Source organism: Georgenia sp. Z1344, from assembly GCF_057652375.1.
The window spans coordinates 2985223-3007273 of sequence record NZ_CM172728.1 but is presented as its reverse complement, the minus strand read 5'-3'; the positions used below and the strand labels follow the sequence as shown (position 1 = coordinate 3007273).

The window sequence follows — 22051 nt, the reverse complement described above, 5'->3', positions numbered from 1 at the left end:
GGTGACGCCGTCGTCGGTGGCGGGGACGTGGTGCTTCGTCGTCGGGTCCCGGTGCCCGCCGGACCGGGACCCGACGGGGGTCAGCGCGCGGACTCCTGCGACCAGTAGCCCTCGGGCGAGAACAGCTCCTCGACGCACTCCTCGAGCAGCCCGACCTCGAGGAGGAGGTCGAGGAGCGTGTACCGCGAGCGGATGGTCTGCGCGCGGTAGTAGGTGAGCCGGAACCGCTCCATGTCGATGTCGATCTGCTCCGGGTGGTACACGGCGCCGACCGCCTTGAGCATCTCGCGGGCCTCGTCGGCGCTCACGAGCTGCTCACGGCACTTCTCGACGATGGTCGGCCACTCGCGGACGACCAGCTCGAGCCGCTCGCGCAGCTGCTCGGGCTCGAGGTACTTCGCCAGCGTCTGCTGCACGGCCGGCTCGACGAGCGGGGCGGCGCGCTCGGTGGTGTGCATCGCGCGCACCCGGGCCTCCATCTCCTCGCGGGACGGCCAGGCCGCCACGAGCGCGTCGATGTTGATGGCCGGCACGTCCTTGGTCAGCGCGACCTCGTAGAGCGCGCAGAGCGCCACCGTGCCGAGGCCGACCTTGAAGCCGTGCGAGAGCGGGGGCTCCCAGTCCAGGCCGTGCCCCTCCATCTCCCACGTGTGCGAGAACTGGTGGCCGGCGCCCGAGGCGGGCCGCGAGCTCTGGTGCGCCTGCATGGCCAGGCCGGACATCAGCAGACCCTCGGCGAGGCCCGCGAGCGCATCGGGGTCCGACTTCGCGAGGTCGTCGGGCCGCGAGAGGGACTCGCGCAGCGGGCCCTGGACGAGGCCCCAGACGTACTCGTCGATCGTCTCGACCCCGAGGATGTCGGAGATGATCCAGTCGGCGCCGGCGGGGACCTTCTCGACGAGGTCGCCGAAGCCGGTCGCCGTCAGGCGCTGCGGGGCCGTCGCCATGAGGTCGAGGTCCGCCACCAGCGCGGTCGGCGCCGGGCAGTTGCGCGTGATCTTGAAGCCGTCCTTGGTGATCGACGACCCGAAGGCGGCGTACCCGTCCATCGAGGCGGCGGTGCACACGTTCATGTAGGGCCGCTCGAGCTCGCCCGAGGCGAGCTTGACGATGTCGTTGAGCGTGCCCGACCCGATCGAGCAGGCCACCGCGTCGGTGCCCCGCAGGTGCTCACGGATGAGCTCGACGTTCTCGTAGCCGGCGTAGAGCGTGGGCGTGCCCGGGAAGACGTAGGGCTCGTCGAGGTCGATCCCGGCCGCGCGCAGCGACTCGGTGACGGCCTCGCCCGCGAGGGCCCACGTGTTGCCGTCGGCGACGACGATGCCGCGCCGACCGGCGAACTGCTCGGCGAACACCTCCCCGGTGCGGCCCACCACGCCTCGTCCGTGGACGATCGCCTGGGTGTCGGTGGCGGTTGTCAGCGCGGTGGCGATCAGGTCCTCGGTCATGAGGTCTCTCCTTGTCGGGATGGGGATACGGCGGTGGGGACGACGCGACGACGCCGGTCAGCCGGCGACGTGGTCGACGGTGTCGTGGATGAGCTCCTGCAGCGCCGGGTACTGCTTGGCGTACTGGTCGACGTAGAAGCGGTACTCCTCGTGGCGCGCGGCGTCCGGCTCGAGCCGGGCCCGGGTGTGCACCATGGCCTCGGCGGCCTCCGCGACCGACGGGTGCAGCCCGGCGCCGGCGGCGGCGAGGATGCACGAGCCGAGCGTGACGGCGTCGCCGACCTCGGTGAGCGTGATCGGGACGCCGGTGACGTCTGCGTGCATCTGGATCCAGTCGGCCGACTTGAGCGCGCCACCGGCGGCGACGAACTCCTCGACCTCGAACCCCACCTCGCGCAGGGCCCGCATGTTGAGCTCGACGCCGTAGGCGACGGACTCCTGGACGGCCTTGTAGAGGTGCGCGCGGGTGTGCGAGAGCGAGAGCCCGGAGACGGTGCCGCGGGCCTTCGAGTCCGAGTAGGGCGTGCGGTTGCCCTGGAAGTACTCGGTGAAGATGACGCCGTCGGAGCCCGGTGCGATCTCGCGGGCCTTGGCGTTCATCACGTCGTAGGGGTTGAGGCCGGTGCGCTCGGCGGCGTCGACGATGTCCTGGCAGAACTCGTCCTTGAACCACTTGAGGACCGATCCGGTCGAGGTCAGCGAGCTCTCGACCGTGTACTGGCCGGGGACGACGCCGTCGACGTAGCCGCCGAAGAAGCCCTTGCCGGAGATCGGCTCCGCGCTCTGGCCGGACATCACGTGGCTCGAGCCGGTCACGAGCGTCATCTTCCCCGGGGAGAGCACGTTGAGGCCGATCTGGCCGTGCCAGGCGTCGCCTCCGCCCTGGGCGACGGGGGTGCCGGGCATGAGGCCGAGCTCCTCGGCGGCGTGGGACGTCAGGCCGCCGACGGCGACGCCGAGGTCGTTGACCGTCTCGGGGAGCTTGTCGAACACGTCCCCGGCGCCGGCCGCCTCGTAGAGGTCGACGGGCCAGCCGCCGTTGTCCCGGTCGTAGTAGGAGCGGTGCGCGGCGGTGTTGATGTTGAGCGTCCACTCGCCGGTCAGCTGGAAGGTCAGCCAGTCGGGCGCGTCGATGAGGCGGTACGCCCTGTTGTAGGTCTCCGGCTCGTTCTCCTTGAGCCAGGCCGCCTTGAAGGGGTACCACTCGGCGGTCGGCGGGAGGGTGCCGTCACCGGTGTACCGGGTCGCGGGCGAGCTGTGCCCGACGACGCGCTGGGCCTGCTCGGTGGCGCGCACGTCCATCCACATGATGGCCGGGCGGATGGCCTGGCCCGAGCGGTCCATCGCGACGACGGTCATCGTCGTCGCGTCGTAGGAGATGCCGGCGATGTCCCGGCCGGTGAGGCCGGATTCGCGCATGGCCTTGGCGGTCGACGCCTTGAGCGCCTCCCACCAGTCGGACGGCGACTGCTCGGCCCATCCCGGCCGGGGGTGGGTGGTGCGGTAGGTGGTCGCCGCGAAGACGATCGGGCGGCCGACCAGGTCGAAGATCCCGACCCGGCAGCTCTCGGTGCCGAAGTCGATGCCCATGACGAAGGGGCCGGTAGGGGTACGAGCGGACATCGTCGCCTCTTTCTCGTGGGGGTGTTCCGCGCATCTCCGCGCAGGTGGCCTGGGTGACGGCCGGTCCCGGGACGGCGGACCGGCCGCGCTGTCAGTCGGTGTCGTCGTCGCCCCACCCGAGCGCCTGACGCTCGGCGGCGGGGATCAGGTGGTCGATGCGCTCGAGCGCGAAGGTCGGCTGCTCCTGCGCGGGCAGCTCCTCGGCGTCGACGAGGGTGTTGTCGCCGGTGAGGACGAGAGTCGAGGCCATGCCGGTGCGGACGGCCATGCCGATGTCCGTGCCGAGCCGGTCGCCGACCATCATGCAGCGGGCGGGGTCGACGTCGAGGCCGACGAGGGCCGCCTCGAGCATCGCTCCCTCGGGCTTGCCCATGTTGGCGTGGAGCGAGACGCCGGTGGTCGCCTCGATGGCGGCGACGATGCCGGCGGCGTCGGGCTCACCGCGTCCGCCCGGGAACGGGCAGTAGCGGTCGGGGTTGGTCGTGATGAGGATGGCGCGCTTGTGGAACCACAGCGCGTCGAAGGCGATCTGCAGCTTCTTGTACTCGAAGGTGCGGTCGTAGGAGGCGATGACGATGTCGATCGCGGCCGGGTCCTCGGACCGCTTGATGCCCGCGGCGTCGAGGGCGCGGATCAGCGGTTCCTCCGCGATCGGGTACACCGTGGCGTCGGGGTGGTGTGCCTGGAGCCAGCGCACCGTCGTGACGACCGTGTTGGCGATCTCGTCGACCGGGGTCGGCAGTCCGAGGCGCTCGAGCTTGGCCGAGTACTCCTCGGGGTCCTTCGTGGGGTTGTTCGACAGGAAGCGCACCGGCAGGTCGCGGCGGTGCAGCTCCTCGATGAGGCGCTTGGCGCCGGGGAGCAGGTGGTCGCCGAGGTAGATCGTGCCGTCCATGTCGAAGACATAGGCCTCGTAGAAGTCCGTGGGTCCGGCCTGATCGATCATCGCGCCTGCTCCGTCTCTCTCGAAGTGGGGCCTCCAGCGTTGCAGAGGCCCGATGTTCGCGCCCGCGGGGGTACGGCGGGCTGCGGGGTGTACGTCGTCGTGCGGCGCGAAGTCGCGCCCCACCGCCGGCGGGGCCGGACAGGGGTGGAACTGCTCCGGGGCGGGGGCCGTGGCCCCCGCCCCGGTGCGGCTGTCAGATCGTGGTGACCAGGTAGATGACCGTGGTCCCGATGAAGATGATGCCTGCCGGCGGGTCGATGTGCGTGTCGCCGCGGGCGTTGAAGATCCGCGAGAACGCCTCGCCACCGACGCCACCGAGGAGACCGGCGATGCCACCGCCGATGACCGCGACCCACGGGTCGGTGCCGACCACGGTGAGCAGCTGCACGGCCGCGAGGCCCGCGAGGATCGTCATGTGGTGCGTGACCGGGGTCTTCAGGCCCAGGCTGAGGAAGATGAGCGAGATCGCCGAGATCGCCCAGCCGATGAGGAACACCTGGCTGACGATGTTGGTGTACGCCGGGTTGTCGGTCGGGACGTTGCCGATGAGCCACACGGCGACGAACGCGAAGAGCAGACCGGAGGTCAGGCCGTGCAGCGCCGAGATGCTCCACTTCTCCTGGTGCTCGACCCAGTGGGTGCCGTCCTTGAGCGAGAGCGGGTTGTGCCCCTTGAACGGGCCGACCAGCGACCTGGACTTCACGCCGAACACGAGGCGGGCGACGAGGGCGACGCCGACGACCGAGAGGGCGACCGTGTCCGTGGTGAACAGCAGACCCTCACCCTCCGGAGCCCACAGGCCGAAGAGCCAGATGAAGAACTGGTTCATCACGTAACCGAGGATGCCGAAGACACCACCGACGACGAAGATGTCGGCCTTCGGGTAGCCGGCCAGCGGCGTGACGATGTCACGTCCGTTGACACCCTCGGGGAAGTACCCCCGCTTCGCGGCGTAGGCGGCCGCGGCGGCACCACCGGCGAAGGCGATGTGCGGTCCGAAGACCGGGCCGAACGCGAACATGCTGATGAAGTCCTGCGCCACCGGGACGCCGCCGAGCAGGGCGGAGAACCCGAACAGGAAGGCGAAGCCGGTGAAGATGAATGCGGTCTGTCCGCCGATGGCGGCGCCGAACGCGCCGCCGGCGAACGCGACGATCAACCAGACGATGTCGATTTCCACGTCGGTGGTACCTCTCTCTTCCCCCACGGCGCCGTGGGGAGTGTTGTGACTGCGGTGTCGGGCCGCCGACGTCTTGGAGCGACGATGGCCGGACCGGCCTGCGGGGGGAACCCCGCCGACCGGGGACCGCACCCCGGCCGTGGGGCCGGGGTGCGGAGGGTCAGGATCCGGCGGTGCCGGACTGCTGCTGCTTCGCCTCGTAGTCGCTGAGGACGGCGACCTTCTCGGCCGACGGCGAGCTCTCGTCGAACTCGTGGCCGAGCCACTCGCCCGCGAGCTTGCGCGCGAGCTCGAGGCCGATGACGCGCTGGCCGAAGGTGAGGACCTGCGCGTTGTTGGACTTGATCAGCCGCTCGACGCTGAAGCTGTCGTGCGCGACGGACGCCCGGATGCCGGGGACCTTGCCCGCGGCCATCGCGACGCCCATGCCGGTACCGCACACGAGGAGCGCACGGTCGGCGTCACCGGCCGCGACCTTCTCGCCGGCTGCGGTGCCGATGTTGGGGTAGGGGTTGCCGTCGTCGGACGTGCCGACGCCGACGTCGATGACCTCGTCGACCCGGGGGTCGGACTCGAGGTCAGCCTTGAGCTTCTCCTTGTAGTCGTATCCGGCGTTGTCCGAACCGACCACGATCCGCAGGCCCATGTCGCCTCCCGTTCTGGCGCCTGTGCGCCTCTCGGGTGACGGTTCTCGGGCTCCGTCACCCGTCACGCCCGTGCGGCGCGATCTGCGTCGGAACCGTACCAAAGGCGTCGACAGATGCTCACCCATGGTGAACGGAAGTGCAGGCGTGTCGTCCAGGCGTGCGAAAGCGCGCGGGACGACGCTCATCTGCGCCTCCCCTCCCCCTAGTCACAGGGGAGGCAGCGGCCGGCCCCGGGAGAGACCCGACCGGGCGATCCGCTCGGCGAGCGCACGCAGGGTCGGCTCGTCGATGACGAGGTCGGTGACAGCGCCCGAGCGGAGCGCGCCGAGGGTCGGTCGCACCTTGGCGGCGCCGGACACCACGCACACCCGGCGCTCGATCCGCCGCAGCGCCGCCGGCGACGGCCCCGAGGCCCGGGCGTTGGTCGCGATGTCCGCGTAGGTCCCGTCCTCGCGCAGGAGCACGGTGCAGATGTCCCCGACGACGCCGGCCGCCTGGAGCGTCTGGATCTCCTGCTGGTCGAGGTATCCCCCGGCGTAGACCTGGGAGCTGAGCGCACCGGTGAAGGCTCCGACGCCGAACAGCGCGACGTCGGTGCGCGCCTGCAGCGCCCGGACCGCGGCGAGGGACCGCTCCCGCCACATCGCGAGCTTGGTCTCCGGGTAGTCGAAGAACGCCGGCACCGGGAAGTGGTGCACCGACGACTCGAAGGCCCGCGCGGCGGCCTCCATGATGGCCCCGGCGTACGGGATGCCGGTCGTCGTCGGGTTGGCGGCGCCGTTGAGCTGGACCACGGCCGAACGCGGCGCCGAGCGGGCGACGAACTGGGCGACGACGGCCGCGATCGTGTTGCCCCACGCGATCCCGAGCACGGAGCCGGGCTGCATCCAGCCCGACACGAGCCGCCCGGCCACGCGCGCCACCTGCTCGAGCCGCTGCACGTCCGTCGACGCCGGCCGGACCGTCACGACATGGGTCTGCACGTCGAACAGGTCGCGCAGCACCATCGACTCGCGCGTCCCCATCTCGGCGGGCGGGTGCAGCTCGATCCGCACCATGCCCGACGCGCGCGCCTGCTTGATGAGTCGGGACACGGTCGAGCGCGAGACCCCCGTGCGCCGGGCGATCGTCTCCATGGTCTCGTCCTGCAGGTAGTACATCGAGGCGGCCTCGAAGACCTCCCGCTCTCGGTCACGCTCGTCCACCGGTCCTCCGTCACTCTGCACGTCCGCTCACCCAAGTTGTGCGGATGTGCGATGGCGACCATCCTAAGGAGAACACGACGCGGTGGACGCGATCCCCGACGTCGACGCACGAGCCGATGGAGGAGCGAGCACGTGAACACGACAGCACTCACGCAGGAGTCCCGGCAGGACGCCCTGGACACGATGGCCGAGACCGAGCTCGACGTCCTCGTCATCGGCGGAGGCGTCACCGGCGCCGGCATCGCGCTCGACGCGGCCACGCGCGGCCTCAGCACCGGGATCGTCGAGATGCGCGACTGGGCGTCCGGCACCTCGCAGTGGTCCTCCAAGCTCATCCACGGCGGGCTCCGCTACCTCTACCAGCTCAACTTCGCCCTCGTCTCCGAGGCGCTGAAGGAGCGCGGCATCCTCCTGACGACGACGGCACCGCACCTCGTCTCCGCCCAGCCGTTCCTCTGGCCGCTCAAGCAGCGCGTCATCGAGCGTGGCTACTCGGCGGTCGGCGTCGGCATGTACGACGCGCTGTCGATCCTCGGCAACAAGGGCGCGACCGTGCCGATGCAGAAGCACTACAGCCACAAGGGCGCGATGGACCTCGTCCCGAGCCTCGACCCCGACACCCTCATCGGCGGCATCCGTTTCTACGACGCCCGCGTGGACGACGCGCGGCTCGTCATGACCCTCGTGCGGACCGCGCAGGGCTACGGCGCCCACGCCGCGACGCGCTCGCAGGTCACGTCGATCACCACGGATGCCACCGGCCGCGCGACCGGCGCGATCGTCAAGGACCTCGAGACCGGCCGCGAGATCACCGTGCGCGCGAAGAACGTCATCGGCGCGACCGGCGTGTGGACCGAGGAGACCGAGACGCTCGGCGGCGCCGAGGGCGGGCTCCAGGTCCTCGCCTCGAAGGGCATCCACATCGTGGTGCCCAAGGAGCGGATCGAGGGCAGCACCGGCGTCTTCCTGCGCACCGAGAAGTCGGTCCTCTTCATCATCCCGTGGCAGCGCTACTGGGTCATCGGCACCACGGACACCAAGTGGACCGAGCAGGTGGACTCGCCGGTGGCGACCGCGGAGGACATCGACTACGTCCTCGAGCAGGCCAACTCGGTGCTTCTCGACAAGCTGACGCGGGACGACATCATCGGCACGTACGCCGGCCTGCGCCCCCTCCTCCAGCCGGTGGACAAGGGCGACGGCGAGTCGACGAAGGTCTCCCGCGAGCACACGGTGACCACGCCGCAGCCCGGCCTCACCGTCATCGCCGGCGGCAAGCTCACCTCGTACCGGCTCATGGCCCAGGACGCGGTCGACCACGCGATCGGGAAGGCTCGGGCCAAGGCGACGCCGTCGATCACCGAGAGGACCCCGCTCGTGGGGGCTCCCGGGCTCGAGGCCACGCGCCGGCAGCTACCGCGCCTGGCGTCGAAGTACAACCTCACCCGGGCACGCGCCGAGCACCTCGTCTCGCGCTACGGGTCCGAGGTGACCGAGGTCCTCTCGACCGTCGACGCCGACCCGAGCCTCGGCGCGCCGCTCGAGCACGCGCCGGACTACCTGCGCGCCGAGGTCGCCTACGGCGTCACCCACGAGGGTGCGCTGCACCTCGAGGACATGCTGCTGCACCGCGTCCGGCTCGACTTCGAGCTGCCCGACCGTGGCAAGGCGGCGGCCCCCGAGGTCGCCGAGGTCATGGGTTCCCTGCTCGGCTGGGACGACGCCCGGCGTGAGCAGGAGGTCCAGAGCTGGGTCGCGCAGGCGGACGCGATCCTCGCCGCCCAGCAGACCGACAACGACGAGGCGGCCTCGGCCGCACGCGTGCAGGCCCCGCAGCTGGTCCCCGTCGAGGACCTCTCGTCGGCACACTGACACGTACTGCCTGGACGGGCGGGAACCCACCGGTCCCCGCCCGTCCGTCCACCCCCACAAGGACCGGCCACCGGAAACCGCCGGCGGCCGGATGCACATCGACACCGAAGTCGAAAGGAACCGCCCCCACCATGAGCGACCAGAAGTACGTCCTCGCGATCGACCAGGGAACGACCTCCTCCCGGGCCATCATCTTCGACCACTCCGGGCAGATCGTCTCGGTCGGCCAGCTCGAGCACGAGCAGATCTTCCCGAGGGCGGGCTGGGTCGAGCACGACCCGAAGGAGATCTGGAACAACGTCCGGGAGGCCGTGGGCCAGGCCCTGTCCAAGGCCTCCCTCAACGCGGGCAACATCGCCGCCGCGGGCATCACCAACCAGCGCGAGACCACCGTCGTCTGGGACAGGACCACCGGTGAGCCGATCTACAACGCGATCGTCTGGCAGGACACCCGCACCGACGCCATCTGCAAGGAGCTCGCGGGCTCCGAGGGCGACGAGAAGTACAAGTCCCGCGTCGGACTGCCGCTCGCCACCTACTTCTCCGGGCCGAAGATCAAGTGGATCCTCGACAACGTCGACGGCGCCCGCGAGAAGGCCGAGTCCGGCGACCTCATCTTCGGCAACACCGACGCCTGGGTGCTGTGGAACATGACGGGCGGCGTCGACGGCGGCCTGCACGTCACCGACGTCACCAACGCCTCGCGCACGATGCTCATGGACGTCAAGACCCTGAGCTGGGCCGAGGACATCGCGGCCGACATGGGCGTCCCGCTCTCGATGCTCCCCGAGATCCGCTCCTCCTCCGAGGTCTACGGCAAGGGTCGCGGACAGGGGCTGCTCGCCGACGTGCCGATCTCCGGCATCCTCGGCGACCAGCAGGCCGCCACGTTCGGCCAGGCCTGCTTCGAGAAGGGCATGGCCAAGAACACCTACGGCACGGGCAACTTCATGCTCATCAACACCGGGAACGAGCCGGTGTTCTCCGAGAACGGGCTGCTCACCACGCTGGGCTACAAGATCGGCGACCAGCCGGCCGTGTACTGCCTCGAGGGCTCGATCGCCGTGACCGGCTCGCTCGTCCAGTGGCTGCGCGACAACCTCGGCATCATCTCCAGCGCTCCGGAGGTCGAGGAGCTCGCCAAGACGGTCGAGGACAACGGCGGCACCTACTTCGTCCCGGCGTTCTCCGGCCTGTTCGCCCCGTACTGGAAGTCCGACGCCCGCGGCGCGCTCGTCGGCATGACCCGGTTCGTCAACAAGGGGCACATCGCCCGCGCCACCCTCGAGGCCACGGCCTTCCAGACGCGCGAGGTCCTCGACGCGATGAACGCCGACTCCGGCGTCGACCTCGCCGAGCTCAAGGTCGACGGCGGCATGGTCGCCAACGAGACCCTCATGCAGTTCCAGGCCGACATCCTCGGGGTCGACGTCGTCAAGCCCGTCGTCGCCGAGACGACCGCGCTGGGCGCCGCGTACGCCGCGGGCATCGCCGTCGGGTTCTGGAACGGCGAGCAGGACGTCATCGACAACTGGGCCGAGGACAAGCGGTGGACGCCGCAGCTCGACGAGGCCGAGCGCGAGCGGACCTACCGCCTGTGGAAGAAGGCCGTGACGAAGACGTTCGACTGGGTCGACGAGGACGTCAACTGATCGACGAGTGAGGGGAACTCCTCCCGCGAGCGAGGGGATTCCCCGACGTGCCGAGGGGCGCGCGGCCACCGCGGCTGCGCGCCCCTTCGCGCGTCCGGCTCCCGCGACCTCACGCTCCCCCGCCCCGGTGTCAGCCCCCGGACACCGACAGTTCGGCCTGCCGCAGCACCGCGGCGAACTCGTCGTCGACGGTGCGCGAGCTCAACCAGGCGTCCGGCAGGTGCGCGCGCTTCGGTCCGCCGGCCCTTCCCCGCTGCCCCTCGGCTCCCTCACCCGGGTACGGCGAGTCGAGGTCGAGGTCGGCGATCAGCGCATCCAGCTCGGCCAGCGTGGAGATGAGGGCGAACGCCCGACGCGCGTCGCCGCCGACGGGGTAACCCTTGAAGTACCACGCCACGTGCTTGCGCATCTCGCGCATGGCCCGGTCCTCGTCGCCGAAGTGCTCGGCCATGAGCTCGGCGTGGCGGCGCAGCACCCCGGTCACGTCGCGCAGCCCGGGCCGCACCCGCCGGTCCGAGCCGGTCGCCGCCGCGACGAGGTCGGTGAACAGCCACGGCCTGCCCTGGCACCCACGACCGACGACGACGCCGTCCGCCCCGGTCGTCCGCATCATCTCGGCGGCGTCCTCGGCGGACCACAGGTCGCCGTTCCCGAGCACGGGGACGGTCGTCACGGCCTCCTTGAGTCGGGCGATCGCCTCCCAGCGCGCGGTCCCCGAGTAGTGCTGCTCGAGCGTGCGGGCATGCAGCGCGACGGCCGCGGCGCCGGCGGCCTCGGCGGCCCGTCCGGCGTCGAGGTAGGTGAGGTGCTCGTCGTCGATGCCCATGCGCATCTTCACGGTCACCGGCACCTCGTGCCCGCGACCCCGGCTGGCCGAGCGGGCGGCGTCGACGGCACCGCGCACGATGTCGCTGAACAGGTCGGCCTTCCACGGCAGCGCCGCTCCCCCGCCCTTGCGCGTGACCTTGGGGACCGGGCAGCCGAAGTTGAGGTCGACGTGGTCGGCCCAGTCCTCCTCGACGAGGATCCGCACCGCGGCCGCCACCGTGACCGGGTCGACGCCGTAGAGCTGCACTGACCGCACGGGGTCCGTGGGGTCGGGGGTGATCATCCGCATCGTCTCGGGCGTGCGCTCGACGAGCGCGCGGGAGGTGATCATCTCGCACACGTACAGCCCGGCCGGGGCATGGGTCCCGACGGCGGAGCTCACCCGGGCGGTCGGCGCCAGGGCCGCCTCGCCCGCCTCACGGCACAGCTGCCGGAACGGCGGCAGGGTGACGCCGGCCATGGGGGCCAGGACGACGGGCACGCCGACGCGAACCTCCCCCACCTGGAGCGGGGCCGGGGTGCGCAGCGCGTCCGTCGCCGTGTGCGGCGGGTCCGGCTCGCCGGTCACCCGCGTCGTCGACTCGCTCATCCACCAGCTCCTGCTCGTCCGCCGTCCGCCTCGTGCCCGCCGCACCGGGCGACGGACCCTCCATTGTGCGGCAGCGAACCGGCCCAAGGCGTGCGACGGTCCTCACGGCGCCCCCGCGCCGGCCACCCAGGACGAGTGACCGACGCGGGTCGGACGATGTCGACCCGCCCGCGCGCTGAATCCGTCAGGCGCCGGGACGGCGGTCAGGCTCCGACGAGACGCTGGGCGAGGTACCCCGCCACCTGGTCGAGCGAGACGCGCTCCTGGGTCATCGAGTCGCGGTCGCGCACGGTGACGGCCCGGTCCTCGAGCGAGTCGAAGTCGACCGTGAGGCAGTAGGGCGTCCCGATCTCGTCCTGCCGACGGTAGCGTCGGCCCACGGCCCCGGCGTCGTCGAAGTCGACGTTCCAGCTCTGCCGCAGCTCGGCCGCGAGGTCGCGCGCCATCGGCGAGAGGTCGGCGTTGCGCGAGAGCGGGAGCACGGCGGCCTTGACGGGCGCGAGCCGGTGGTCGAGCTTGAGCACGGTGCGGGTGTCGACCCCGCCCTTGGCGTTGGGCGCCTCGTCCTCGGTGTAGGCCTCGACGAGGAACGCCATGAGCGAGCGCGTGAGACCGGCGGCCGGCTCGATGACGTAGGGCGTCCAGCGGGTGTCCTTCGTCTGGTCGAAGTAGGACAGGTCCTTGCCGGAGTGCTCGGAGTGCGTCGAGAGGTCGAAGTCGGTGCGGTTGGCGATGCCCTCGAGCTCGCCCCACTCGCTGCCCGTGAACCCGAACTTGTACTCGATGTCGACGGTCCGCTTGGAGTAGTGGGAGAGCTTCTCGGCGGGGTGCTCGAAGTGCCGGAGGTTCTCGCGGGCGATGCCGAGCCCCGTGTACCAGGCGGTGCGCTGCTCGATCCAGTACTCGTGCCAGTCCTCGTCGGTGCCGGGCTCGACGAAGAACTCCATCTCCATCTGCTCGAACTCGCGCGTGCGGAAGATGAAGTTGCCGGGCGTGATCTCGTTGCGGAACGACTTGCCGATCTGGCCGATGCCGAACGGCGGCTTGCGGCGCGCGGAGGTCATGACGTTGGCGAAGTTGACGAAGATGCCCTGCGCGGTCTCGGGCCGCAGGTAGTGCAGGCCGGACTCGTCCTCGATCGGGCCGAGGTAGGTCTTGAGCATCATGTTGAAGTCGCGGGGCTCGGTCCACTTCCCGCGGTTGCCGCAGTTGGGGCACGGCAGCTCGGTCAGCTCGACGGCGTCGGGGTCGTCGAGGCCCTTGCGCTCGGCGTACTCCTCCTGCATCTGGTCGACCCGGAACCGCTTGTGGCACTCGAGGCACTCCGTCAGCGGGTCGGTGAACACACCGACGTGGCCCGACGCGTGCCACACCTGGCTCGGCAGGATGATCGCGGAGTCCAGCCCCACGACGTCGTCGCGCGAGGTGACCATGTGCCGCCACCACTGGCGCTTGATGTTGTCCTTGAGCTCGACGCCGAGGGGACCGTAGTCCCAGGCGGAGCGGGTACCGCCGTAGATCTCGCCGGACTGGAACACGAATCCCCGGCGCTTGGCGAGGGAGATGACGTTGTCGAGAGCGGTGGCGGCCATGTGGTCTCCAGGTTCTGCCGGGCGGTGCCCGGCGCTCGAGCCGCACCCGGGTGGTGCGGACGGGGACAACCGTAGACGGACGGGACGCCGCGGGGCACATCGATCCGCCGCAGCGCGGACCGCGACCGGTGTCGGGCGCCACGCGGCCCGCTGCAGCACGGGGACCGGGGGCTCGCCCGGCTCGGACACGCTCGCCGCTAGCTCTCCCGGTAGATCTCCGGGACCTGGTCCGGGTAGGCGAGGACGCGGCCGTCGCCGATCGCCACGGTGGCGATACCTCCGTCGAGCGACGTGTAGGTCATCGTCAGCTCCTCCGCGCCGGCCACGTCGAGGTCGATCTCGACGGGCTCGCCGAGGGTGACCTCCTCGCTCCACCGCAGCGCGCCGTCAGTGGAGAACTGCACGCGCACGACCCGGTCGTCGAAGCCCTCGAGGTCGTCACCGGCGAGCTCGGGGTCCTCGAACCGCCCGATCGTCCCGCGGAACCGTTCGAAGCCGCCGTCGAGCGTCCAGCCCCACGTACCCGAGTCGTTGTAGTTGCCGGAGTCGAGCGCTCTCGGGTAGGACCGGCCCGCGATCTCGATCGGCCCCTGCCCCGCGATGTTGAACCCGGAGCCGGAGATGTAGTCGAGCTCGTCGAGATACATCGAGGTGCTCGGGACGGCGACCTCGACCTCGACCGACCCGTCGTGGTCCTCGCCCGCCGCGGGGGTCTGCCCGACGATCGTGCCGACCGGCTCACCGTCCGAGAGCACCTCGGTGGTGGCGATCTCGGTGCCGTCGCCGAGCTCTGCCTGCGCCTGCTCGACCGTCTGCCCGGCAAGGTCCGGGGTCGGGCTCGACCGGAACACGAACGCCCAGAGCAGGAGCACGACGACGAGGAGCGCGACGACGCCGCCCCCGACGAGCAGCGGCAGGCGCGGTCGCGCAGCCGCACCCGGGGCGCGGGAGGCGTTCCCACCGGTGGCCGCTGCGCCGCCGTAGGCCGCCGCGCCGCCGTACCCGGCCGGACCACCACCGGCGGACCCGGGCGAGCCCGGACCGCCGTAGGACGCCGAACCGCCGTACGGCCCGCCGGCCGCTCCCCCGTACCCGGGACCACCTGCGGCCGGTCCGACGTACGAGCCGCCACCCGGCCCGCCGTAGCCTGGTGCACCCGCGCCGGGGCTGCCGTACGTGCCGGGCGCTGCGGCGGGCGACCCCGCCACCATCGGCCCCGCACCCGGGTCGTGCGCGGACGCCGCGGACCACGGCGGCGCGCCCTGGGCACCGGCCGCCGGCACTGAGCCTGGCGCGGAGGCGCCACCGGCCCCCGCGGCGCCTCCCGCGGCCGCCGCACCTCCCGCGCTCGGCGCGAGCCGCGTGCTGCCGGGACCCGCACCCTGCTCGAGCAGGGCCGGGTCGACCTGACGGGTCTCGTCACCACCGGTTGCGGCGGTCGCGGTGCGCCGGCCGAGGTCGGCCGTGGCGTCGTCGTCGGTCCGCCGGGGCGCGGGCGCACCCGGAGGCGGCGCGTCGAGCGCGGTCAGCGCCGGCAGGCCGCGCAGCTCCTCGGCCAGGTGCCCCAGCTCCTCGGCCACGTCGGTGGCCGACGGACGCTCGCGGGCCTCCTTGTCGACCATCCGCGTCACGGCGGTCCACAGCTGGTCCGGGAACCCGTCGGGGCGGCCGGGCAGCAGCTCGGAGTGCCGGCGCAGCACGCCGTACGTGCCGCCGGGGCCGGCGAACGGGGTCACCCCGACGACCATCTCGTAGAGCATGACGCCGAGCGCGTAGACGTCCGTCGCCGGGCCGGGCGGCAGCTCCTCGATGACCTCGGGCGCCATGTAGAGGGGGGTGCCGAGCATCGCGGTCGACGTCGTCGAGTGGAGGGCCTGCGTGACGCGGGCGACGCCGAAGTCGGACACCTTCGGCACGATCCCCTCGCCCGCGCCGCCGTCGTCACCCTCGGCGACGTCACCGCCTCCGCCGGCGAGCAGGACGTTGCCCGGCTTGACGTCGCGGTGGATGACACCGCGATCGTGGATGGCGGCGAGCCCGACCGCGATCTGTCGGCCGAACCACGCGGCCTCGCCCGGCGGGAGCGTCCCGCGCTCGTCGAGCAGGCCGCGCAGGTCGCCGCCCGCGACGAACTCCATGACGATGGCGAGCGTGCTGCCCTCGACCACGAGGTCGTGGACCCGTACCACGTTGGCGTGGACGACCCGGACGAGGAACGAGCGCTCCTGGACGAACCGCTGGACGATCTCGGGGTCCTCGGCGTACTCCGACCGCAGGATCTTGACCGCCACCTCGTGGCCGTCGTCGTTGCGGTGCCCCGCCCAGACGGAGCCCATCGCGCCGCGGCCGACCTGGCGGTCGAGCGTGTATCGGCTGCCGAGCGGGCGTGACGTCATGGATCCTCGGGTGTCGGTGCGGAGGGGCGGGAAGGGGGGAACGGTCCTGCGACAGGGTACCGATCCGCGGCGCGTCAGCCGTCCTGGTAGCGCTCGGGGAGCTCGCCGGGCGCGGCGAGCACACGCCCGTCACCGATGGCGAAGCCGGCAGTGGCATTGTCGCCGCCGCTCGTCAGCGACCAGCGGACCACGATCTCGTCGACCCCCTCGACGTCGAGCGTGAGCGCCCGGGGCTCGTCGAGCGTGACGGACCCGCTCCACAGGATCTCGCCGTCGCCCGTGACCTCGACGGCGACCGTGTACGAGTCGTAGGTCGTCTGATGCGCCTCGTCGTCGAAGGTGGCGGGCATCCGGCCGATCTCTGCGCGGAACACCCGGAACCCGGAGTCCAGGTCCCACCCCCAGGCGCCCTCCGGCACGCTCGGCTCGGAGGTGTATCCGCGCAGGAAGGCCTCCTCGCCGAGGTCGACGGCCTCCTGGACGGGTTCGGAGAGGTCATCGCCGGTGAGGGGCTCGAGGTCCGCGAGGTCGCGGCGCTCACTCTCCCGCGCGATCGTCACCTCGACCTCGCCGTCGACGGGCTCGTCGGTCCGCGGCGACTGACCCATCACCGTGCCGATCTCGTGACTGTCGGCGAGGCCGTCCACGGCGACGACGTCGACGCCGCCCATCTCCTCCTCCGCCTCCTCGAGCGTCATGCCCCACAGGTTCGGCATGACCGTCACCTCGGGCTCGGTGTCGCGCGTGAACCAGAGGACGCCGGCCACGACGAGGGCGAGCACGGCGACGGCGGAGACGAGGACGAGCGGGAGGGTGCGGCCGCGCCTGCGACGCGCGTCGTACCCGTCGTCGACGACCTCGCCGTGCACGCGCAGCGGCGCTCCCCTGCCGGGCGCCCCGGCGGAGACGACCGGGCCCCCGACGGCCGGGACGAGCCCGGTCCGGTCGCGTCGCACGGTCGGCTCGGCGTCGTCGGGCGCGTGCTCACCCGCGGTCCCCGACGACGAGGAGCCGGCGGAGGCCGTTCCTACGGACGAGGACGACGACGAGCCTGCCGCCCGGGAACCGGCCGAGCTGTCGTCGGCGGGCCTGGACCCGGCGGCCGGCGAGCTGCCCGACGGGCGTCCGCCCTCGCTCGAACCGTCCGCCGTCACGCCCAGCGCCGTCGGACCGTCGGCGAGAGCCGGGCGCCGGGCGGGTGTCCCCACCGGCGGGTGGACGAGCCTCGGTCGGGCCGGCAGGTCGGCGAGCACGGTCGCGAGCGCGTCGAGCTCGTCGGCGAGCGCCGCGGCCTCGGGGCGCGCCTCGGGCTCCTTGTCGAGGCAGCGCTGGACCACGTCCCACAGCTCGTCCGGGAGGCCGTCGGGCCGGCCCGGCAGGAGCTCGGTCTGGCGGCGCATGACGCCGTAGGTCCCGCCGTCACCGGTGAAGGGGGTGACGCCGGTGAGCATCCGGTACACGAGGATCCCGAACGAGTAGATGTCGCTCGCGGGGGTGGGCAGCCGCTCGAGGACGATCTCCGGGGCCATGTACAGCGGGGTGCCGACCACCATCGTCGCGCTCGTCGCCTCGGTGATCTCGCCGTGCGTCACGCGCGCGACGCCGAAGTCCGTCACCTTCGGCACCGCCCCGTCGTCGGTGCGGTCGAGCAGGATGTTCGCGGGCTTGACGTCGCGGTGGACGACGCCGCCGGCGTGGATCGCGGCCAGCCCGCGGGCCACCCCCGCGCCGTACGCGGCGGCGTCGCCGGGCGCGAGGGTCCCACGCCGGTCGACCTCCTGGCGCAGGTCACCGCCCTCGACGAGCTCCATGACGATCGCCAGCGTGCTGCCCTCGACCACGAGGTCGATCACCTGCACCACGTTGGGGTGGACGACGTTCGTCAGGAGCGCCCGCTCCTGGATGAACCGGCGGACGATCTCCAGGTCTTCGGCCACCTCCGAGCGCAGGCGCTTGATCGCGACCACCTGGCCGTCGTCGTTGCGGTGCCCGCGCCAGACGGACCCGACGGCGCCCCGGCCGATCTCGCGATCGAGCGTGTACCGGCTGCCGAGCGGCCGACCTGACATGACTCCTCTTCCCCCTGCTCGCCGGCACGGTCGCGCAGGCGCACCACCAGAACAGGGTACTGACCACCGGCGGTCCTGCAGGGTGGGGCCCACGCGCACCACCCGGGTCGCCGTGACCCGTGGCCCGTGGCTCGTGGCCGGCGGACGGTGCCCGACCCGGGTCGTGCCCGCGACGGGCGGGTGCGTCGCACGTCATACCGCCGACGACTCCCTCGTGTTGACAACCGTTCTCACACCTCTTGAGAATGACTTTCATGCCCCGCCGCCCCCTCGCGCTCGCTGCGCCTGCCGCCGCACTCCTGCTCGCCGGCTGCGGCTCGGGTTCCGGGGACGACCCGGACGCCGAGGTCACCGTCGGCACCGCCGTCTATGCGTTCGAGTGGCTGACCGAGGAGCTCGGCGGCGACCGGGTCGCGGTGACCAACGTGACGCCGCCCGGAGCCGACGCCCACTCGCTCGAGCTCGCCCCCGCCCAGGTCGTCGACCTCGAGCAGTCGGACCTCGTCGTCCACCTGCCGGAGTACCAGTCCGCGATGGACGACGCCGTGGCGCAGCTCGGCGGCACGTCCGTCCTCGACGCCTCGACCCCCACCCGGCCGCTCGCCCCCGAGGAGCTCCTCGCCGAGGGCGCCGGCGCCGACGAGGACCACGAGCACGACGACGAGGACTCCGCCTCGGACGACCACGAGCACGACGACGACACGCACGAGGACGCGGCCCCCGAGACGGGTGGCGAGGACGCGCACGCCGGCCACGACCACGGCGCGCTCGACCCGCACGTGTGGCTCGACCCCGAGCGGATGATCGCCCTGGCCGAGGAGATCACGGCGTCCCTCAGCGAGATCGACCCGGACGGCGCGGAGACCTACGCCGCCAACCTCGAGACGGTCGTGACCGACCTCGAGGACCTGGGCGGTCGGATCGGGTCGGAGCTCGCCGGCTGCGAGGTGTCGACCGTCGTCGTCGGGCACGAGGCGTACGGCTACCTGCTCGCACCGCACGGCTTCGAGGAGACCGGGCTCGCGGGGCTCGACGGCGGCACCGAGGTGAGCCCGGCGCGCATCGCCGAGCTGACGGCGCTCGTCGAGGACACCGGCGTGAGCACGCTCTACCGCGACGCGAACGCGCCCGACGACGCGGTCCGCGCGGTCGCCGAGCAGACCTCGACCGAGGTCGCGGTGCTCGACCCGCTCGAGATCGCCCCCGCCGAGGGTGACTACCGTGACGCCATGCAGGCGAACATCGACGCCCTCGCCACCGGGCAGCGCTGTGGCTGACCCCGCCCCCGCCCCCAGCCCCCTCGAGGTCGACGACGTCCGGGTGAGCATCGACGGCCAACCGATCCTGCGCGGCGTCTCCCTCACCGTCCGGCCCGGCGAACGGGTCGCCCTCATGGGGCCCAACGGGTCGGGCAAGTCCACGCTCGTGCGCGCCGTCGTCGGCGTGCGGCCGCCGACCTCGGGCATCGTGCGGCTGCACGGCGCGGACCTCGCCGGGCCGCGCCGACTCGTCCCCTGGCGTCGGCTCGGCTACATGCCGCAGCGGTCGTCCGCGGCGGCGGGCGTCCCGGCCACGGCGCTCGAGGTGGTCGCCGCGGGCGACCTCGCGGGCTGGCGCTGGCGGCCCCGCCGCGGCGTGGCGGACCGGGCCCGCACGGCGCTCGACCGGGTCGGCCTCGCGGACCGTGCGGCCGACCCCGTGCACATCCTGTCCGGGGGCCAGCAGCAGCGCATCCTCCTCGCCCGCGCCCTCGTGCGCGACCCCGACCTGCTCGTCCTCGACGAGCCCCTGTCAGCGATGGACACCGCGTCGCAGCGGGCGACCACCGACCTGCTCGCCGAGTTCACCGCGGGCGGCGGCGCCGTCGTCGTCGTCCTCCACGAGCCCGGGCCGCTCGGCCCCCTCCTCGACCGCGCCGTCGTGCTGCGCCACGGCCGGGTCGTCCACGACGGGGCGCCGCCCGCGCCCGCGGCCGGCCACGACCATCCCGACCATCACCACGACCACGCGCACGGCGACACCGACGACGCACGGCCCGGCGTCCTCGACGTCGGCGCCCCGCTCCCCGACCCCTCGGGGGTGCGCTGATGGACCTGCTCACCACGCTCCAGGAGATGCTGGCCAGCCCCCTCATGCGCCGCGCGCTGCTGGTGGCGGTGCTCGTCGGGATCGCGGCCCCGGTCATGGGCACCTACCTCGTCCAGCGGCGGCTCGCCCTGCTCGGGGACGGCATCGGGCACGTCGCGCTGACCGGCGTCGCGCTCGGCTGGCTCGTCGGCTCGGCGCTCGGCGTCATGCCGGTGGACCGGTTCGCGGTGCCGGGAGCCGTCGTGGCGTCCGTGGTCGGCGCCCTGCTCATCGAGCTCGTCCGGGCGCGTGGCCGCACCTCGGGCGACGTCGCGCTCGCCATGCTCTTCTACGGCGGCATCGCGGGTGGCGTCCTCATCATCACGATCTCGGGCGGCTCGAGCTCGACGCTCACGGGCTACCTGTTCGGGTCGATCGCCACCGTCAGCTCGCTCGACATGTGGCTCGCCCTCGCGCTCGCCGTGGTCGTCATCGGGGTCGGGGTCGGGCTGCGGCCCGCCCTCTTCGCCCTGTGCCACGACGAGGAGCTCGCCCGCGCCTCCGGCCTGCCCACCTGGCTCCTGTCCGCGACCGTCTCGGTCATGGCGGCGCTGACGGTGTCGGTGTCGATGCGGGTCGTCGGCGTCCTGCTCGTGTCGGCGCTCATGATCGTCCCCGTCGCGGCGGCCCAGCAGCTCACCCGGTCCTTCCGGGGAACGATGCGGCTCGCGATGGCGATCGGCCTCGTGGTCACCGTCCTCGGCCTCGTCGTCACCTACGTCAACCCCTGGTCCCCCGGGGCCACGATCGTCGTCATCGCGATCGGGGCCTACGCCGCGGCGGCAGTCGTCCGGCCGGTCCTCGAGGCGTCGCGCCGCCGGCGGTCCGCACCCGTCGACCCCCACCCCGAGCACGACGACGACGTCACCGTCACCGCGCCGCCCAGCTCCGCCGGCTGACGCCGCTGTCGCGCCGCACGCACGACACCGCGCCGATCACCTCCGTTCGCTGACGCCACGGTCTCTCCGCCGATCGGCGCCCCGCGCGCCCCGACCGCCCGCGCACCCGCGCCGGGGCGGCGCGGTGGATCTCCTCACGTCGCGGCCCGCCCGCCACCCCGGGGGGTGACAATGCTGGTGTGCCCGACTTCCTCGCCGGATGGCCCTTCTGGGTCGTCTTCGTCGTCCTCTACCTCGGGGCGACCGCGCGCGGGCAGATGATCTACTGGCTCGGCCGGTGGGCGACCCACCTGACGGTCACCCGCACCCACCCGACAGGAGGCTGGCAGGCGAGGGCGCATGGCTGGCTCTCGGGCGAGGGCCCGCAGCGCGGGGTCGACGCCCTGCGCCGATGGGGCCTGGTCATGGTGCCGATCGGCTACCTCACCGTCGGGTTCCAGTCGATGATCCAGGCCGGTGCCGGCATCCTGCGCATCGCCTGGTGGAAGTACTCGATCGCCCAGGTCCCCGGGGCCCTCGCGTGGGCGGCGATCTACTCGACGATCGGGTTCGCGGTCTGGGGTGCGCTCATCGCGGCGTTCGCCGGATCGCCGCTCGGGCTCCTCGTCATCGCCGCGCTCCTCGTCGTCGGGTTCACGACGTTCGCCCTGCACCGCCGGGCGCGCCGGCGCTCGGCCGACGCCACCCCGGCCGACACCCTCCCGGCCGACACCCTCCCGGCCGACGGCGACTCCACGGCGGCCACCACCCCGGCCGACGCCCTCCCGGCTGACGCCACGCCGGCCGACGCCCTCACGGCTGACGCCACGCCGGCCGACGGCGACTCCGCGGCGGTCACCACCGCGGACCGCGGCACCACGACCTGACACGTTCGCCCTGCGTACTCAACCAAAGGGTTGACCACGCCACGCCCGTCCCCTACCTTCATAGTCAACCGAGAGGTTGAACAACAGGGACGCAGAGGATGACACCGTGCAG

16 protein-coding genes are annotated in these 22051 nt (G+C 72.4%); 6 read left to right on the top strand and 10 right to left on the bottom strand.

The window, feature by feature from the left end; genetic code table 11:
- Positions 1-80 precede the first annotated feature (80 nt).
- The 6 genes from AC24FB_RS13660 to AC24FB_RS13635 form a co-directional block, all read right to left on the bottom strand.
- Positions 81-1448, bottom strand: a complete 1368-nt coding sequence (locus tag AC24FB_RS13660; protein WP_425715069.1) for a sn-glycerol-1-phosphate dehydrogenase — start codon at positions 1446-1448, stop codon at positions 81-83.
- Between the two features lie 57 nt (positions 1449-1505).
- Positions 1506-3071 (bottom strand): FGGY-family carbohydrate kinase, encoded by a 1566-nt coding sequence (locus tag AC24FB_RS13655; protein WP_425715070.1) that lies wholly within the window; start codon positions 3069-3071, stop codon positions 1506-1508.
- Between the two features lie 91 nt (positions 3072-3162).
- Positions 3163-4017: an HAD-IIA family hydrolase gene (locus AC24FB_RS13650; protein ID WP_425715071.1), complete on the bottom strand. Its 855-nt coding sequence runs from the start codon at positions 4015-4017 to the stop codon at positions 3163-3165.
- Positions 4018-4210: 193 nt separating this feature from the next.
- On the bottom strand, positions 4211-5197 hold the full coding sequence (locus AC24FB_RS13645; RefSeq protein ID WP_425715072.1) for a DUF7973 family transport facilitator: 987 nt from the start codon (positions 5195-5197) through the stop codon (positions 4211-4213).
- Between the two features lie 160 nt (positions 5198-5357).
- Positions 5358-5843: a ribose-5-phosphate isomerase gene (locus tag AC24FB_RS13640; protein ID WP_425715073.1), complete on the bottom strand. Its 486-nt coding sequence runs from the start codon at positions 5841-5843 to the stop codon at positions 5358-5360.
- A 207-nt stretch (positions 5844-6050) separates the two neighbouring features.
- The gene (locus tag AC24FB_RS13635) at positions 6051-7049 is read right to left on the bottom strand and encodes a sugar-binding transcriptional regulator (protein WP_425715074.1); all 999 of its coding nucleotides are present in this window, start codon (positions 7047-7049) and stop codon (positions 6051-6053) included.
- A gap of 132 nt (positions 7050-7181) precedes the next feature.
- Between AC24FB_RS13635 and AC24FB_RS13630 the strand changes: the two genes are divergently transcribed.
- Both AC24FB_RS13630 and glpK read left to right on the top strand, forming a co-directional pair.
- A complete protein-coding gene (locus AC24FB_RS13630) occupies positions 7182-8921 on the top strand; it encodes a glycerol-3-phosphate dehydrogenase/oxidase (protein ID WP_425715075.1) in 1740 nt (579 codons plus the stop codon).
- 131 nt (positions 8922-9052) lie between these two features.
- Positions 9053-10573, top strand: coding sequence for a glycerol kinase GlpK (glpK, locus tag AC24FB_RS13625; protein WP_425715076.1), 1521 nt, complete (start codon positions 9053-9055; stop codon positions 10571-10573).
- Between the two features lie 130 nt (positions 10574-10703).
- Here glpK and dusB read toward each other — a convergent pair whose 3' ends face one another.
- The 4 genes from dusB to AC24FB_RS13605 form a co-directional block, all read right to left on the bottom strand.
- A complete protein-coding gene (dusB, locus tag AC24FB_RS13620; RefSeq protein WP_425715077.1) occupies positions 10704-11990 on the bottom strand; it encodes a tRNA dihydrouridine synthase DusB in 1287 nt (428 codons plus the stop codon).
- A gap of 203 nt (positions 11991-12193) precedes the next feature.
- Positions 12194-13582: a glycine--tRNA ligase gene (locus AC24FB_RS13615; protein WP_425715079.1), complete on the bottom strand. Its 1389-nt coding sequence runs from the start codon at positions 13580-13582 to the stop codon at positions 12194-12196.
- Between the two features lie 197 nt (positions 13583-13779).
- A complete protein-coding gene (locus tag AC24FB_RS13610) occupies positions 13780-15978 on the bottom strand; it encodes a serine/threonine-protein kinase (RefSeq protein ID WP_425715080.1) in 2199 nt (732 codons plus the stop codon).
- A gap of 74 nt (positions 15979-16052) precedes the next feature.
- The gene (locus AC24FB_RS13605; protein ID WP_425715081.1) at positions 16053-18047 is read right to left on the bottom strand and encodes a serine/threonine-protein kinase; all 1995 of its coding nucleotides are present in this window, start codon (positions 18045-18047) and stop codon (positions 16053-16055) included.
- Between the two features lie 254 nt (positions 18048-18301).
- Here AC24FB_RS13605 and AC24FB_RS13600 point away from each other — a divergent pair, with 254 nt between their 5' ends.
- The 4 genes from AC24FB_RS13600 to AC24FB_RS13585 all read left to right on the top strand — a co-directional run bounded on the left by AC24FB_RS13600 (position 18302) and on the right by AC24FB_RS13585 (position 21939).
- Entirely contained in the window at positions 18302-19324 is a 1023-nt protein-coding gene (locus AC24FB_RS13600; RefSeq protein WP_425715082.1) for a metal ABC transporter substrate-binding protein, read from the top strand.
- Positions 19317-20135 (top strand): metal ABC transporter ATP-binding protein, encoded by an 819-nt coding sequence (locus AC24FB_RS13595; RefSeq protein ID WP_425715083.1) that lies wholly within the window; start codon positions 19317-19319, stop codon positions 20133-20135. Before AC24FB_RS13600 ends, AC24FB_RS13595 begins: the two co-directional genes overlap by 8 nt.
- The gene (locus AC24FB_RS13590; RefSeq protein WP_425715084.1) at positions 20135-21073 is read left to right on the top strand and encodes a metal ABC transporter permease; all 939 of its coding nucleotides are present in this window, start codon (positions 20135-20137) and stop codon (positions 21071-21073) included. The genes AC24FB_RS13595 and AC24FB_RS13590 overlap by 1 nt, the downstream gene beginning before the upstream one ends.
- Before the next feature lie 179 nt (positions 21074-21252).
- Entirely contained in the window at positions 21253-21939 is a 687-nt protein-coding gene (locus AC24FB_RS13585; RefSeq protein WP_425715085.1) for a DedA family protein, read from the top strand.
- Positions 21940-22051 lie beyond the last annotated feature (112 nt).

What these genes read in the sequence shown, in the direction of transcription:
- AC24FB_RS13660 (WP_425715069.1), bottom strand. Translation starts at nt 1,448, where the DNA reads ATGACCGAGGACCTGATCGCCACCGCGCTGACAACCGCCACCGACACC.
- AC24FB_RS13655 (WP_425715070.1), bottom strand. Translation starts at nt 3,071, where the DNA reads ATGTCCGCTCGTACCCCTACCGGCCCCTTCGTCATGGGCATCGACTTC.
- AC24FB_RS13650 (WP_425715071.1), bottom strand. Translation starts at nt 4,017, where the DNA reads ATGATCGATCAGGCCGGACCCACGGACTTCTACGAGGCCTATGTCTTC.
- AC24FB_RS13640 (WP_425715073.1), bottom strand. Translation starts at nt 5,843, where the DNA reads ATGGGCCTGCGGATCGTGGTCGGTTCGGACAACGCCGGATACGACTAC.
- glpK (WP_425715076.1), top strand. Translation starts at nt 9,053, where the DNA reads ATGAGCGACCAGAAGTACGTCCTCGCGATCGACCAGGGAACGACCTCC.
- dusB (WP_425715077.1), bottom strand. Translation starts at nt 11,990, where the DNA reads ATGAGCGAGTCGACGACGCGGGTGACCGGCGAGCCGGACCCGCCGCAC.
- AC24FB_RS13615 (WP_425715079.1), bottom strand. Translation starts at nt 13,582, where the DNA reads ATGGCCGCCACCGCTCTCGACAACGTCATCTCCCTCGCCAAGCGCCGG.
- AC24FB_RS13610 (WP_425715080.1), bottom strand. Translation starts at nt 15,978, where the DNA reads ATGACGTCACGCCCGCTCGGCAGCCGATACACGCTCGACCGCCAGGTC.
- AC24FB_RS13605 (WP_425715081.1), bottom strand. Translation starts at nt 18,047, where the DNA reads ATGTCAGGTCGGCCGCTCGGCAGCCGGTACACGCTCGATCGCGAGATC.
- AC24FB_RS13600 (WP_425715082.1), top strand. Translation starts at nt 18,302, where the DNA reads ATGCCCCGCCGCCCCCTCGCGCTCGCTGCGCCTGCCGCCGCACTCCTG.
- AC24FB_RS13590 (WP_425715084.1), top strand. Translation starts at nt 20,135, where the DNA reads ATGGACCTGCTCACCACGCTCCAGGAGATGCTGGCCAGCCCCCTCATG.